Source organism: Neobacillus niacini (assembly GCF_023715785.1).
GTDB classification, from domain to species: Bacteria; Bacillota; Bacilli; order Bacillales; family Cytobacillaceae; genus Neobacillus; species Neobacillus niacini_E.
In genome coordinates this window covers 1-12,684 of the sequence record NZ_JAMBOX010000030.1, presented here as the reverse complement: position 1 = coordinate 12,684, position 12,684 = coordinate 1, and the positions used below count along the sequence as shown (strand labels likewise).

Here is a 12,684-nt window from a genome sequence, read left to right as displayed (position 1 = left end):
AAACTTGCATTAAACGATCATGATATAGGAGGCTGAATCTCAGTGTCATTTCAATTTAAAATGCCTGACATCGGTGAAGGTATTCACGAAGGTGAAATAGTCAAATGGTTTATCAAAGCTGGAGATAAAGTCCAGGAAGATGATGTCCTTTGTGAAATTCAAAATGATAAAGCAGTTGTAGAAATTCCTTCCCCGGTTGAAGGAACGGTTTTGGAAGTTCTAGTTGGTGAGGGAACAGTTGCCACAGTGGGACAGGTGTTAGTAACCTTTGATGCCCCTGGGTATGAAGATTTACAATTTAAAGGCGACCATGGCGAAGAGGAGGCTCAAGCTCCAGCTCCGGCTCCGGAAGCAAAACAAGAAGCAGCAGCGCCAGCAACGGCAGCAGCAACTCCTGTTGCACAACCGCAGGCAGAAGTGGACCCAAATCGCCGTGTTATTGCAATGCCTTCTGTCCGTAAATATGCACGTGAAAAAGGCGTTGACATTCGTCAAGTTGCAGGTTCCGGGGATAACGGCCGTGTACTTAAAAATGATATTGATGCGTTCTTAAGCGGTGGAGCAGCAGCGCCACAAGCAGTTGAAGCTGAGGTATCTGCTGAGGAAACAGCAGCACCACAAGCAGCTGCACCAGCTCCAATCCCACAAGGTGAATATCCGGAAACACGTGAAAAAATGAGCGGAATCCGCAAGGCGATTGCTAAAGCTATGGTTAATTCTAAACATACTGCTCCGCACGTTACTCTGATGGATGAAGTCGATGTAACCAAGCTAGTGACACATCGGAAGAAGTTCAAAGAAGTGGCTGCTGCAAAAGGCATCAAGCTTACATTCTTGCCATATATCGTAAAAGCATTAACTAGTGCATTAAGGGAGTTCCCTGCATTAAACACATCTCTTGATGATGCGACCAGTGAAATTATCCATAAGCATTACTACAACATTGGAATTGCCGCAGATACTGAAAAAGGTTTATTAGTCCCTGTTGTAAAAGATGCTGATCGTAAATCAGTTTTCGCGATTTCTAACGAGATTAATGAATTAGCTGGAAAAGCACGTGAAGGCAAGCTTGCTCCAAATGAAATGAAGGGTGCTTCTTGCACGATTTCTAACATTGGGTCTGCTGGCGGTCAATGGTTTACACCGGTTATTAACCATCCAGAAGTAGCGATTCTTGGTGTTGGCCGTATTGCTGAAAAACCAATTGTTCGTAACGGAGAAATTGTCGCTGCTCCAGTATTAGCGTTATCATTAAGCTTTGACCACCGTATGATCGATGGTGCAACAGCCCAAAATGCGCTAAATCATATCAAGCGATTGTTGAACGATCCTGAACTCTTGCTAATGGAGGCGTAAAAAATGGTTGTTGGAGATTTTCCAATTGAAACAGATACTATAGTAATCGGTGCGGGTCCCGGCGGATACGTCGCGGCGATCCGTGCCGCACAGCTTGGACAAAAGGTAACGATTGTTGAAAAGGAATATATCGGCGGCGTATGTTTAAATGTGGGCTGTATTCCTTCGAAAGCGTTGATTGCTGCAGGACACCGCTATGAAACGGCGCTACATTCCGAATCAATCGGAATCACTGCCGAAAATGTCAAAGTTGATTTTTCTAAGGTTCAGAACTTCAAAGCCGGGATTGTAAATAAATTAACTGGCGGTGTTGAAGGCTTATTAAAAGGCAATAAAGTCAATATTGTCCGTGGCGAAGCTTATTTTGTCGATGCGAATACACTTCGGGTAATGGATGAAAATTCGGCTCAAACCTATACATTCAAAAATGCCATAATCGCTACCGGTTCACGACCAATCGAATTGCCGACATTCAAATATTCAAATCGAGTGCTCAATTCCACCGGTGCGCTAAACTTGCCGGAAATCCCTGAAAAAATTGTCGTTATCGGCGGCGGGGTTATTGGAATTGAACTTGGCGGTGCCTACGCAAACTTTGGCAGCCAAGTAACGATTTTAGAAGGTGCAGAAGAAATTTTGGGCATGGGAGTTTTTGATAAGCAAATGGCTTCCCTAGTCAAACGGGCTATGAAGAAAAAAGGTGCCGAATTTTACACCAAGGCACTTGCCAAGGGCGTTGAAGAAACGGAAAACGGTGTAGTCGTAACGTTCGAGACAAAAGGCGAAGAAAAGAAAATTGAGGCTGATTATGTGTTTGTCATGGTTGGCCGCCGTCCAAATACCGATGAAATGGGTCTTGAACAGGTTGGAGTTAAATTAACTGACCGCGGCTTAATTGAAATCGACAAGCAATGCCGGACAAATATCGGCAATATTTATGCTATCGGTGATGTCGTTGCTGGACCGCAATTGGCCCACAAGGCATCATACGAAGCAAAAATTGCAGCCGAAGCCATTGCGGGGCATCCTTCAGAAATCGATTATTTGGGTATCCCTGCCGTTGTCTTCTCCGAGCCTGAGTTAGCTTCGGTTGGCTATACAGAGTCACAGGCCAAAGAGGAAGGGATTGAGGTTGTTGCAGCCAAATTCCCATTCGCGGCAAATGGCCGGGCGTTATCACTCGAAAGCGGTGATGGCTTCCTAAGATTAATCACACGCAAGGAAGACGGTCTTGTTATTGGAGCCCAAATTGCCGGCGCGAGTGCATCTGATATGATTGCCGAACTCGGATTAGCAATTGAAGCTGGGATGACAGCAGAAGATTTGGCTATGACGATTCATGCCCATCCAACACTTGGTGAAATTACGATGGAAGCAGCCGAGGTTGCTCTTGGAAGTCCGATTCATATTTTAAAATAAATAAACAAAAGTCCTCTCCTGTTATGTGGAGAGGACTTTTTTATCATACTTGATTATTGCAAATAAATGGAATTAATCCGTATTATTTTTTATACTTAAACTGTATAGCTTCTAATATATTATGTTAAATAATGTTTTAGCGTGGTGATATGAATGAGGGTCTATATCGTCATACTTCTGCAATTTATGATTTGGAGCGGTTACACATTAATTGAATGGTTATCAAAGCATGACCAAATGATTTATAAAGTCATGATGTTTTTTGTCTTCTTTTATTTGGCATTTATCCTAGGCTCAAAACTGACAAAATCAGGCCCAAAATCATTATTTATTACAACATTAAGCCTGGTGATTTACACGTCGATCCACTTTACGATGGCCAGATTTATTCATTAAAAAAAAAGCCCCATATGGAATGGAGCTCTTATTTTCTTGGATAGAAGTACATCACTCTTCCGTTAAACAGGTGAAGTTCACCCTGAAGTTTTTTTGCGAGAAATTTGCAAAATTCATTTGCTTTTCCTTTATCCCCGAAGGTTGATTGTTCAGGCAATGTCACTTGAACATACATTTGTTCCCGTTCTTCTCCGGCCTCATTCTGAATGGTCTCAGAGTCGACACCAACTAAAATAGCAAAGTAACGGTCATGATCGGAGTGCAAATAAAACCATTTTTCTTTTCCTTCTTCCGTTTCTTTTATTTCATAAGGGAATGCTGCATCTTCATATTCCCAACCAGTTTGGTTTCCGGCTTTTTTAGTAATGTCTTTATAATAATGAAATAATTCTTTTACCTCATCAACTGTAATCGTTTGCTTTGCAGATGAAGGCACAAGTTTAATAAATGCATTCGAAGCCATCATCATTCCCCCTTTTAATCCATAATGTTCTTCTTTATTCTAGCATTGAACGAAAACTAAAGACAATGATAATTATTTATTTAGCCGTTTCTTGTTATTATAGAAAAAATAAATTTTTATAAATGATATTTGTTCTCCGGTGTTATTACGTTTAAAGTATAACAAAAAGGCCTATCCGGCCTTTTTATACGGTTGAAAATATTTAATGTGACATACAAATTGGGCTTGAAAAATTAAATGTGTTATATTATTATAGTCTCAAGGATGTTAAAAACGGTTTCATTAATGTGTTTATTCCATTGAAAAGGGGATTGAACCGATGGGTACTCTTGTATGCCAAAACTGTAACTCAACAATTGACCATTTTGAAGACGAAAAAGTAACCGTTTTATATTCAAAATGCAATTGCTGCTGTGACCATCAACATGATGAAGAGCTATAAACAAAATCGCCTATAAAATATAACAGGATTCCTGTCAGGAAACCTTAGATTGTCGAGAAACGGTATTTTTCTCGGCAATTTTTTTTGGTTCTTAAACAGCAATTTTCCCCCTGCTTATGGGCGTGTTGATTTCCGCTCCAGGTGCTTCGCTTCCCGGCACGCCCGCGGAAAGCGAAGTGCCTGGAGTGCAATTCAACAGCCGATTTGCATAGACCATTTTATATAAAAGAACGAATAAAAATAAAGGCTGTCGAAGGTTTTCGACAGCCTGATGCTTATTGGATTGCTTTATATTCCTTAATGACATGAATTGTTTTTAGGTCATCGTCTTCAGGGCCTTGGACAGGGAGGCCGGCATCAATATTCTTCTGAATATAATGGAGGTTCTCTTTTGTAATGATTTCCCCCGGTATCATAATCGGGATTCCAGGAGGATATACCATCACAAATTCAGCAATGATTCTGCCCTCGGATTCCGTAAACGGAATCACTTCTGTTTCCGCATAGAAAGCGTCCCTTGGTGTCAGGGCAAGCACCGGAATCTCGGGAAGAAGCACCTCAACTGGCTCGATTTTTTCAGCACGATGTTCAAACTCGCGGGAGAGTTCGGCAAGTGCATTGACCAATATATCTGCCTCATAATCTGTATCTCCGAACGTGACAATACAAAGGATGTTATATAAATCGGATAACTCCACTTCAATATTATGTTTTTTACGTAGCCATTTTTCCACTTCATAGCCCGTGAGCCCCAAATCTTTTACAGAAATGATTAATTTGGTTGGGTCATAATCAAAGATGGCTTTCGCATCCAAAATTTCCGAACCTACACAATAGAGATGGTCAATTTCATTAATGCGTTTGCGAATCGATTGTGCAAGATCGATCGTTTTATCAATTAATTCCCTTCCCTTTAGTGCCAGCTGTTTCCGCGCTACGTCAAGGGAAGCCAGCAATAAATAGGAGGTTGAAGTAGTTGTCAGCATGCTAAGAATGGATTGAACATGTTTGACAGGAACCAGACCTTCTTTGACATTTAGAATCGAACTTTGTGTCATCGACCCGCCAAGCTTATGAACGCTAGTAGCGGCCATATCCGCACCGGCCTGCATAGCAGAAAGCGGCAGATCATCGTGGAAATGGATATGAACTCCATGAGCCTCATCGACAAGAACAGGTACATGATAGGAATGGGCAATATCAACAATCTTCTTCAAATCCGCAGAAATGCCAAAGTATGTTGGGTTGATGACCAAAACCCCTTTTGCATCGGGATGCTGCTGGAGCGCCCTTTTCACGGAATCAGGTGTAATGCCGTGGGAAATCCCTAGTTTCATGTCAATTTCCGGATGGATAAATACCGGAATCGCACCAGAAAAGACTATGGCCGACATGACGGATTTATGAACATTTCTCGGTACGATGATTTTATCCCCAGGCCCACAAACGGCCATGACCATCGTCATAATTGCGCCGCTCGTCCCTTGAACAGAGAAAAAGGTATAGTCGGCACCAAAGGCTTCCGCGGCCAAATCCTGGGCTTGTTTGATCATTCCTTTTGGATGATGAAGGTCATCGAGCGGACCAATATTAATAAGATCTATCGACAGGGCATTATCACCTACAAATTGACGGAACTCCGGGTCCATGCCGGCCCCTTTTTTATGTCCGGGAATATGGAATTGCACAGGATTTTTTTTTGCATGGGCTGTTAATCCGCTAAACAGCGGAGTTTGATGTTGAGACAATTTATAACCACACCTTCTTATACACAAATTTCAGATAAAAATTGAAAAAATCATAAAACAAGTGAATTATAGCACTAATCACTGTCATTGCATAGGATTATTAGCTTGCATGTTAAACTTAATAACTTAATTTAGTTTCCCAAAAATACAGGAAAATTACCCTTTTGAAGCGAAATAACAAATAAGAAAATAGAGGAGGAATATTCATGAATTGGTCCACTAGAGTAACAGAAATCCTAAATATCAAATATCCGATCATTCAGGGCGGCTTGGCCTATTTAGCCTATTCCGACCTTGCTGCTGCAGTTTCTAATGCCGGAGGTCTGGGGCAAATTACTGCCATGTCACTAAGCAGCCCTGAACTTTTAAGAGAAGAAATCAGAAAGGTTAAAAAATTGACAGACAAACCATATGGCGTGAACTTTGCCATTGGGCAGCATGGCCGGCGGTTTGCGGATTTTTTACAGGTTGCGATCGAGGAGGAAGTACCGGTAGTGTCTATGACAGGGGGAAATCCTGCACCTATTTTTGCACAATTGGATGGAACTTCGATTAAAAAGCTGGTACTTGTTGCCGCGAGAAGGCAAGCAGTCAAAGCAGAGGAGCTCGGCGCAGATGCCGTCATGGTAGTGGGGCAGGAAGGGGGAGGCCACCTGGGCCGTGATGATATTGGAACTATGGTGTTAATCCCCCAGGTGGTTGATGCCGTTTCAATCCCCGTTATCGCTTCTGGAGGCATAGGAGATGGGCGGGGACTGATGGCCGCACTCAGTTTGGGGGCGGAAGGGGTTGAAATGGGAACAAGATTTATTGCCACCAAAGAATGTGTCCATGCCCATAATGGATATAAGCAGGCATTGGTTATAGGAAGTGAGTCAGACACTACGGTCATTAAACGCAGCCTTGGTGCACCGGCGAGAGCCATTGCCAATCGCTGGACAGACAAAATTCTCGAGTTGGAAAAAAACAATAATGGTTACGAGCAACTAAAAGAGTTTATCAATGGCGAAGCGAATAAACGCTACATATACGACGGCGCCTTTGATGAAGGTTTTGCCTGGGCGGGGCAGGTAATGGGGCTAATAAAAGATATCCCGACCGTTGCTGAATTATTTGACAGGATGATTAAGGAAGCGGAACAAATCCGTGCAAAATGGGGACAATAACGGTATTATATTCTTTAGCTTACTGTTAGAGGGTGAAGAAATGGAATACCAATATCCAATAGACTATAGTTGGTCAACCGATGAGATCATTGATGTAATCAAGTTTTTTGAAACAATCGAAAAAGCCTATGAAAACGGAATTGGCCGTGAGGAACTCATGCAGTCGTACCGGAGGTTTAAGGAAATTGTCCCCAGTAAAGCCGAAGAAAAAACTATTTGCGGTGAATTTGAGGAAATGAGCGGTTACTCATCGTACCGGACAATCAAAAAGGCAAAAGAAGCAGCTTCCGGAGATAGAATAAAAATGAATAGATGACAAAAAGCTCCCGTCAACACTAAGGGAGCTTTTTGTTATTTATTTGATGTTTGCAGCAACTTTATAAAGTGGCGCAACCTTTGAAAACACCTCATTGATTTGCTGTATTAGTCCTTCTCTGCCCATCTGGATCACTTGTTCACGGTCAATCGTATAGCCGCAGAGCAGCTCCGCTTTTTTGATGGTCTGTAAGCGGTCCATTAATGCCAATAACTCATTCTTTTTCAATTGTCCATGAGGGATGGTTTCGGGTTTCGTATGGTCAACTGACCAAACGAAATCCTTTGGCATCTCCTTGCAAATGCTGGCGGCCTTTTTAGCCAATCTTTTGCCTATCTCCTGTTTTTGCGGGGCTTCATAAATTACCGCAAACCAAATAAATAGATGGGTGTTCCACAATCCGATTTGAAAATGCGGCAGCATTTTGTACCCTCTTGGATTATTGGCAAACGCCACCCACGTATCCTTCGGCGGGTTGACTGTCCGTCTTGCATGTTTGGCCACGTGGACAAACATTTCATCACCTGTGGCAGCCTCCAGTAATGGTGCATAATATTCTCCAAGGCTTTCCAATTTTGGCCGTATCGTACACTTAAGCGCATCCATTCTTTCCTCTAAGCCTTCAATTAAAAAGACATCGAAATCCTCCTGAGTAAATCCGTGAAAATCCATGACAATACCCTCCAACTATCCGTTTCCTCAACATTGTAGCATACCGCTGAAAGACCTGAAAAATTTGATGCCTCTCTGGGTTAAAGCACATATTTGTTCCAAGATAATAAAATTCCTCATATTATACAGTAAAACATTAACCGAAATTTACCCAAGGGGAGGAGAAAACGTGAAACAACTGATGAACACTTCATTAAAAAAATTTGGTGACAGGCAAAAAACAGCTGTACTAAGATTGGAAATGGATTATGAATTGGCAGTGTTATTTGAAGCAATAGAGGAAAAAGACGACAAGAAAATAAAAGATTGTAAACAAAAATTGGAAAAAATCCGCCAAGAACTTCTTCGCCTGAAAGCATTTTAAAATTCAGTATCACTATCTAAGGGGATCCAAACTAGAATGAAGGTATTGTTGATTTTATTGCTATAAAACGAACTCCAAACAATCAGGGGGAGTTCGTTTATTATTGCGACTACATATCTGCTCCCACAGTAAGTTAAAAGAGTTAAAAAGTTGAAGTACGGAAGCAATTTGATTAAGCTAAAGATACATGAATTTCATTATCTTGCCTCATACTAGGTACATTGAAAACTTGTGTGAGCCAAGTGATTTGGAGGGCCATATGAATTGGGAAAATGTTTATTCCCATGCTAAGCAATGGGTAAAGGAAGCAGGCGAAAGGATCAGACAATCTTTCGATCAAACCCTGAATATAGAAACAAAAACGAATCCGAACGACCTCGTAACCAATATAGATAAGGAAACAGAACAATTTTTTATAAAAAAAATAAAAGAAGTCTACCCAAGCCACAAAATATTGGGTGAAGAAGGCTTCGGTGATCAAGTTGACAGCCTTGAGGGAACGGTCTGGCTTATTGACCCGATAGATGGGACGATGAATTTTATCCATCAGCAGCGAAATTTTGCCATTTCCCTGGGAGTATACGAAAATGGAGTAGGAAAAATTGGACTCGTGTATGATGTTGTGCATGATGAGTTATACCACGCCTTTCGTGGAAAAGGGGCCTTTCTTAACGAGAAACCGATCCCACCTTTAAAGGAGGCCTCCGTAAGCGAATCGATTATTGCCCTAAACGCAACCTGGGTCATGCCTAACTACCGTATTGACCATCAGCTATTGATTCCGCTCGTTAGGGATGCAAGGGGGACAAGGTCATACGGAACGGCTGCATTGGAAATTGTATTTGTCGCAACAGGCAGAGTAGACGCCTATATCTCGATGCGTCTATCACCATGGGATTATGCCGGCAGTGCTGTCATTGTTGAGGAACTGGGCGGGATTATCACCAATTTAAGGGGAGAGAAGCTTGATTATCTTTCCAAAGACTCATTGTTTGTGGCAAAACCGGGTCTCCATCAAACGATATTGGCGGAATATCTGAAGGACGGAAAATGGTAAATGAAAACTTGCCGATTGGCGAGTCCGTAAGGACGAAGACAGAGGCGTAGTTGAATTTCTTATTAGCTAAAAGAAGCCGGCTCCTTCGAACGGGCTTCTTTTTTATTTTTCGCTTTTTATTTACAGTTCGCCATTTTCCCGCATTCTTCTTTTAGTTTTAAACCCAAGCCCCATTACAACTATTATCGCAAGAATACAACCAATCGCCCCAACCATGCTCTTTTCCGCAATGGCGATGCCGATTCCCATGATTAACGCAGCTGTCAATATGGCATATATGAGTAAATTCCATTTTACTTGGTTCATTTTATTACCCCTTTTGAAGATTATATCTTCATTCTACATAAAATACTTTCAGGTTTCCACATCTATCTGGTATAATGTTTTAGTTGTGTATCAAAAACTATAAGTAGCTTTTAATTGAATAAAGGCAGGAGTGGAATTTTTGAAAATTAGAAACGATATTCGAAATATAGCAATTATTGCGCACGTTGACCATGGGAAAACCACATTGGTCGACCAGTTGTTAAGGCAAGCAGGAACCTTCCGTTCGAATGAGCATGTCGAAGAACGGGCAATGGATTCCAATGATATAGAACGGGAACGTGGCATCACGATTCTAGCCAAGAATACGGCAATTCAATATAAGGATACAAGAATTAACATTTTGGATACCCCAGGACATGCTGACTTCGGCGGCGAAGTTGAACGGATCATGAAAATGGTCGATGGGGTCCTTCTTGTGGTTGATGCCTATGAAGGCTGTATGCCGCAAACTCGGTTTGTCTTGAAAAAGGCGTTGGAACAAAACTTAACCCCGATTGTTGTGGTGAATAAAATTGACCGAGACTTCGCACGTCCGGAAGAAGTGGTCGATGAAGTGATTGACTTATTCATTGAACTTGATGCATCGGAGGATCAACTGGAGTTCCCTGTGATTTACGCATCGGGAATCAATGGCACTGCAAGTTTAACCCCGGACAAACAGGATGAAAACATGCAGTGTCTTTATGAATCGATCATTGAACACATTCCGGCCCCTGTGGATAACCACGAGGAGCCGCTTCAGTTCCAAGTTGCTTTGTTGGATTATAATGATTATGTAGGCAGAATTGGAATCGGCAGAGTGTTCCGCGGAACGATGAAGGTAGGGCAACAGGTCGCTCTAATGAAGCTTGATGGTTCTATTAAACAGTTCCGTGTTACGAAAATTTTTGGTTTCTTTGGCTTAAAGCGTGAGGAAGTTCAACAAGCGGTAGCTGGAGATTTAGTGGCTGTTTCCGGAATGGAAGATATTAATGTCGGTGAAACCGTCTGTCCTGTTGAACATCAGGAGGCACTGCCGGTACTTCGAATCGATGAGCCGACCTTGCAAATGACTTTTGCTGTTAATAACAGTCCGTTTGCCGGCCGTGAGGGGAAATACTTAACATCGAGAAAAATTGAAGAGAGACTTCATGCACAATTGCAAACGGATGTCAGCTTGCGTGTTGATAATACTGACTCACCCGATGCCTGGATTGTATCCGGCCGCGGTGAACTGCACCTTTCGATTTTAATTGAAAATATGCGCCGTGAGGGATATGAACTGCAAGTTTCAAAACCTGAAGTAATCGTTAAGGAAATTGACGGGGTACGATGCGAGCCGGTGGAGCGGGTGCAAATTGATGTCCCCGAAGAGCATACCGGTTCTGTCATGGAATCATTGGGAATGCGAAAAGGTGAGCTTCTTGATATGATTAATAATGGCAGCGGTCAAGTACGTTTGATCTTTCATGTTCCGGCCCGCGGTTTAATTGGCTATACAACAGAATTTTTAACATTGACCCGCGGATATGGGATCATCAATCATACGTTTGACAGCTATCAGCCGATGGCGCAAGGACAGGTTGGCGGCAGACGCCAGGGCGTACTTGTTTCAATGGAATCAGGAAAAGCCTCGACATATGGTATAATGCAGGTAGAAGACCGTGGAACAATATTTGTTGAACCGGGAACGGAAATTTATGAGGGGATGATTGTCGGCGAGCACACCCGTGAAAATGACTTAACTGTCAACATCACAAAGGTAAAGCACGCAACAAACGTCCGTTCAGCCAATAAAGATCAGACATCTGTGATTAAAAAGCCGCGAATCATGACACTGGAAGAATCATTAGAGTACTTAAACGAAGATGAGTATTGTGAGGTCACACCGCAATCAATCCGTCTTCGTAAGAAGATATTGGACAAAAACGAGCGTGAACGGCTGGCGAAAAAGAAAAAATATGCCGAAATGAGTTAATGTCAAGGAGTGCATAATATGGAAGGATTAAATGCTTATTCCCCCAGTTTTAGATTTTTTGTTCAGTTAACTAACGATTTAACAACCGCAGGATGGTTACAATACCTTTTCATCGTTATTTTAACTGTTATTGTTTTTAGACTTGGTTTCGCAAAAAAATTGCCACTTCTAAAAAATATTGTGATTTATGTTAGTTTATCTATAGGCTGTTTTATTTTGTTATTCTTCTCATTTAGTTTACCAGTTGCTGAAAGTCTTTCAGTTGCTGCGCTAATTTTAATAATATATAAAATCCGTCTTCATAATTCAAAAAAGGTGGAGACAGAAGCTAAATAATGGGGGTTTTATCATGCGGTCCTTCCAGGATGTCCTGTATAATTGGCTGACGATTAAGGTGGTTTGCGATGCCCGTCCCAATGATACCGCGGCCCAGGAAACACGAGCTCATTTTGAGGAAGTATTGGCGGATGAGTATCATGTTTCAAATCTTGACATCACCACCGACGATGTCATGTATTATGTGTCTTGCCAAAAGGGAGAAGAAGAGAAAAAAATGAAGTTTCCGCGGGAATTGATTGAGGTCATGTTAAACCAAATTAATCTTGAGCCGGAGAAATACGAGAACTATCCAACTGAGGAATAAAGAAAGAGGCTGTTTTTTAAACAGCCTCAGATTGTCGAGAAAGGGTATATTTCTCGGCAATTTTTTATTTTAATGGAAATTGAATGGCCGATTTTATTAAAATTGTCCCTGCTAGGGGGCCTGTTGATTTCCGTTCCAGGTGCTTCGCTTTCCGCGGGCGGTTCGGGAAGCCTCCTCAGCGCGTTCCGCGCCTGCGGTTAGAAGCGCTTGCTCACTTGCTTTTTTATTCCTCGCAACCGGCAGTAGCGAAGCCCATGCAGCTCTTTTGAGTCTGCGAAGCTTCGCTCAATTTTTTCCTTTCTAAATTTATAAAGTTCTTTTCCTGATTTAGATAAGCGATTTACTCTTATCTTTTCCT

General features: G+C 42.0%; 15 protein-coding genes and 1 pseudogene. 11 read left to right on the top strand and 5 right to left on the bottom strand.

Annotation, left to right across the window (positions count from 1 at the left end; translation table 11 throughout):
* The first annotated feature begins 42 nt into the window (after positions 1-42).
* From M3234_RS27715 to M3234_RS27705, 3 genes are all read left to right on the top strand, one after another.
* Complete coding sequence (locus M3234_RS27715; protein ID WP_262307762.1) at positions 43-1,356, top strand: dihydrolipoamide acetyltransferase family protein; 1,314 nt, start codon at positions 43-45, stop codon at positions 1,354-1,356.
* Between the two features lie 3 nt (positions 1,357-1,359).
* A complete protein-coding gene (lpdA, locus tag M3234_RS27710) occupies positions 1,360-2,775 on the top strand; it encodes a dihydrolipoyl dehydrogenase (RefSeq protein WP_262307761.1) in 1,416 nt (471 codons plus the stop codon).
* A gap of 153 nt (positions 2,776-2,928) precedes the next feature.
* Positions 2,929-3,171 carry a hypothetical protein gene (locus M3234_RS27705; protein WP_262307760.1) on the top strand — a complete coding sequence of 81 codons (243 nt, stop codon included), beginning with the start codon at positions 2,929-2,931 and terminating at the stop codon, positions 3,169-3,171.
* A gap of 28 nt (positions 3,172-3,199) precedes the next feature.
* Here the strand turns inward: M3234_RS27705 and M3234_RS27700 are convergent, their stop codons facing one another.
* The gene (locus M3234_RS27700; RefSeq protein ID WP_262307759.1) at positions 3,200-3,634 is read right to left on the bottom strand and encodes a DUF1885 family protein; all 435 of its coding nucleotides are present in this window, start codon (positions 3,632-3,634) and stop codon (positions 3,200-3,202) included.
* Positions 3,635-3,953: 319 nt separating this feature from the next.
* On the opposite strand from M3234_RS27700, the gene M3234_RS27695 reads away from it, so the two are divergent.
* Positions 3,954-4,076: a GapA-binding peptide SR1P gene (locus M3234_RS27695; RefSeq protein WP_082693067.1), complete on the top strand. Its 123-nt coding sequence runs from the start codon at positions 3,954-3,956 to the stop codon at positions 4,074-4,076.
* 275 nt (positions 4,077-4,351) lie between these two features.
* Here the strand turns inward: M3234_RS27695 and M3234_RS27690 are convergent, their stop codons facing one another.
* Positions 4,352-5,824, bottom strand: coding sequence for an aminotransferase class I/II-fold pyridoxal phosphate-dependent enzyme (locus M3234_RS27690; RefSeq protein ID WP_262307758.1), 1,473 nt, complete (start codon positions 5,822-5,824; stop codon positions 4,352-4,354).
* Between the two features lie 206 nt (positions 5,825-6,030).
* On the opposite strand from M3234_RS27690, the gene M3234_RS27685 reads away from it, so the two are divergent.
* A complete protein-coding gene (locus M3234_RS27685; protein WP_262307757.1) occupies positions 6,031-6,990 on the top strand; it encodes an NAD(P)H-dependent flavin oxidoreductase in 960 nt (319 codons plus the stop codon).
* Between the two features lie 40 nt (positions 6,991-7,030).
* Positions 7,031-7,306, top strand: coding sequence for a UPF0223 family protein (locus M3234_RS27680; RefSeq protein WP_262307756.1), 276 nt, complete (start codon positions 7,031-7,033; stop codon positions 7,304-7,306).
* 39 nt (positions 7,307-7,345) lie between these two features.
* Here the strand turns inward: M3234_RS27680 and M3234_RS27675 are convergent, their stop codons facing one another.
* Positions 7,346-7,978 carry a YktB family protein gene (locus M3234_RS27675; protein WP_262307755.1) on the bottom strand — a complete coding sequence of 211 codons (633 nt, stop codon included), beginning with the start codon at positions 7,976-7,978 and terminating at the stop codon, positions 7,346-7,348.
* Between the two features lie 169 nt (positions 7,979-8,147).
* On the opposite strand from M3234_RS27675, the gene M3234_RS27670 reads away from it, so the two are divergent.
* Together M3234_RS27670 and M3234_RS27665 are read left to right on the top strand one after the other, a co-directional pair.
* Entirely contained in the window at positions 8,148-8,342 is a 195-nt protein-coding gene (locus M3234_RS27670) for a hypothetical protein (protein WP_066317942.1), read from the top strand.
* Positions 8,343-8,601: 259 nt separating this feature from the next.
* Entirely contained in the window at positions 8,602-9,399 is a 798-nt protein-coding gene (locus M3234_RS27665; protein ID WP_262307754.1) for an inositol monophosphatase family protein, read from the top strand.
* 120 nt (positions 9,400-9,519) lie between these two features.
* Here the strand turns inward: M3234_RS27665 and M3234_RS27660 are convergent, their stop codons facing one another.
* Entirely contained in the window at positions 9,520-9,705 is a 186-nt protein-coding gene (locus M3234_RS27660; protein WP_262307753.1) for a YlaF family protein, read from the bottom strand.
* Between the two features lie 139 nt (positions 9,706-9,844).
* Between M3234_RS27660 and typA the strand changes: the two genes are divergently transcribed.
* The 3 genes from typA to M3234_RS27645 are packed head-to-tail and all read left to right on the top strand — an operon-like array spanning position 9,845 to position 12,326.
* On the top strand, positions 9,845-11,683 hold the full coding sequence (typA, locus tag M3234_RS27655) for a translational GTPase TypA (protein WP_262307752.1): 1,839 nt from the start codon (positions 9,845-9,847) through the stop codon (positions 11,681-11,683).
* An 18-nt stretch (positions 11,684-11,701) separates the two neighbouring features.
* Positions 11,702-12,019 (top strand): YlaH-like family protein, encoded by a 318-nt coding sequence (locus M3234_RS27650; protein WP_262307751.1) that lies wholly within the window; start codon positions 11,702-11,704, stop codon positions 12,017-12,019.
* Between the two features lie 13 nt (positions 12,020-12,032).
* On the top strand, positions 12,033-12,326 hold the full coding sequence (locus M3234_RS27645; RefSeq protein WP_262307750.1) for a hypothetical protein: 294 nt from the start codon (positions 12,033-12,035) through the stop codon (positions 12,324-12,326).
* Positions 12,327-12,437: 111 nt separating this feature from the next.
* Here M3234_RS27645 and M3234_RS27640 read toward each other — a convergent pair.
* Positions 12,438-12,684: pseudogene (locus M3234_RS27640) on the bottom strand (transposase); the annotation flags it as partial.

Coding starts and splice junctions, on each gene's coding strand:
- M3234_RS27700 (WP_262307759.1), bottom strand. CDS start 3,634: ATGGCTTCGAATGCATTTATTAAACTTGTGCCTTCATCTGCAAAGCAA.
- M3234_RS27650 (WP_262307751.1), top strand. CDS start 11,702: ATGGAAGGATTAAATGCTTATTCCCCCAGTTTTAGATTTTTTGTTCAG.
- M3234_RS27660 (WP_262307753.1), bottom strand. CDS start 9,705: ATGAACCAAGTAAAATGGAATTTACTCATATATGCCATATTGACAGCT.
- M3234_RS27680 (WP_262307756.1), top strand. CDS start 7,031: ATGGAATACCAATATCCAATAGACTATAGTTGGTCAACCGATGAGATC.
- M3234_RS27675 (WP_262307755.1), bottom strand. CDS start 7,978: ATGGATTTTCACGGATTTACTCAGGAGGATTTCGATGTCTTTTTAATT.
- M3234_RS27645 (WP_262307750.1), top strand. CDS start 12,033: ATGCGGTCCTTCCAGGATGTCCTGTATAATTGGCTGACGATTAAGGTG.
- M3234_RS27685 (WP_262307757.1), top strand. CDS start 6,031: ATGAATTGGTCCACTAGAGTAACAGAAATCCTAAATATCAAATATCCG.
- M3234_RS27665 (WP_262307754.1), top strand. CDS start 8,602: ATGAATTGGGAAAATGTTTATTCCCATGCTAAGCAATGGGTAAAGGAA.
- M3234_RS27705 (WP_262307760.1), top strand. CDS start 2,929: ATGAGGGTCTATATCGTCATACTTCTGCAATTTATGATTTGGAGCGGT.
- M3234_RS27695 (WP_082693067.1), top strand. CDS start 3,954: ATGGGTACTCTTGTATGCCAAAACTGTAACTCAACAATTGACCATTTT.
- lpdA (WP_262307761.1), top strand. CDS start 1,360: ATGGTTGTTGGAGATTTTCCAATTGAAACAGATACTATAGTAATCGGT.